At 65.4% G+C, this 1,058-nt stretch carries 2 protein-coding genes; both read right to left on the minus strand.

Going from position 1 to position 1,058, the window contains the following annotated elements; translation table 11 throughout:
- Nucleotides 1–433, minus strand: a 433-nt coding sequence (locus ABB28_RS17370) for a flagellar hook-basal body complex protein (protein WP_152983509.1), incomplete at its 3' end; no start/stop codon positions are given.
- A 31-nt stretch (nucleotides 434–464) separates the two neighbouring features.
- The coding region (locus ABB28_RS17375; protein WP_057687608.1) for a flagellar hook capping FlgD N-terminal domain-containing protein at nucleotides 465–1,058 on the minus strand (594 nt) is incomplete at its 5' end.

Raw genomic sequence — 1,058 nt, forward strand, 5'->3', positions numbered from 1 at the left:
GCAGCTGCAGGTCGGTCAGGCGACCGGAATCGAAGGTGGTGCCGTCGGCATTCGGGGTGAACACCTGCAGGCGCGCGCCGGCCGGATTGACCACGAAGCCCTGCGCATCGGTCTGGAAGTTGCCGGCGCGCGAATAGGTGCGCTGGCCGTTCATGCTCATGGTGAAGAAGCCTTCGCCGGACACGGCCAGGTCCAGGCTGCGCCCGGTCTGGCTGTTGTTGCCCTGGCTGAACTGCTGGGCCACGTTGGACACGCGTGCGCCCGAGCCCACCGCATTGCGTGACAGGCCATAGCTGGTGGCCGAAAACAGATCGGCGAACTCGGCGCGCGACTGCTTGAAGCCGGTGGTGTTGACGTTGGCGACGTTGTTGGCGGTGACGCTGAGGTCGGTGTTGGCGGCGTTGATGCCGGACAGCGAGACATTGAAAGCCATGGTGGACTCCTCGTTTAAGCGGTCTGGGGGCTCAGCTGATGCGGAGCACGTAGTCGATCGGGGCGGCGCCCAATCCCTTGAGATTCAGGTACAGGCCATCGGACCCGACGGTCACGCTTTCCACCGGGGCTTCCACGTAGGTGCCCAGCTTGGTCTGCGCACCGGCGGTGTCGGTGTGGTTGGCCACCAGCGAATAATTGCCGGGCGGCAGGCGGTTGCCGCTGCTGTCCTTGCCGTCCCACGCGAAGCTGGTTTCTCCGGCGGCAGTGGCTTCCACGGTGACCTGGGCGACCTTCAGGCCGTTGGCATCGGTGATGTCCACGTTGATCATGCCGGCGCTCGGTGCGGCGACCACGCCGCCGACGCTGCCTTCAGCCTCCAGCACCATCTTTTCCGACGGCACCAGGACGTCGTGGCCGACCAGCGCGGCGCCACGCAGCACCTGGTCGCTGGCCATCGAGGTCTGGAAACCCTTCACCGTGGTGTTGAGGTCGGTGATGCCCTGCACGGTCGACATCTGCGCCATCTGCGCGACCATCTGGGTGTTGTCCATCGGCTTCAGCGGATCCTGGTGCTGCAGCTGTTCGGTCATCAGGCGCAGGAAATCGGCCTGTTCCAGGCTGTC

It is taken from the genome of Stenotrophomonas chelatiphaga (assembly GCF_001431535.1).
Lineage (GTDB): Bacteria > Pseudomonadota > Gammaproteobacteria > Xanthomonadales > Xanthomonadaceae > Stenotrophomonas > Stenotrophomonas chelatiphaga.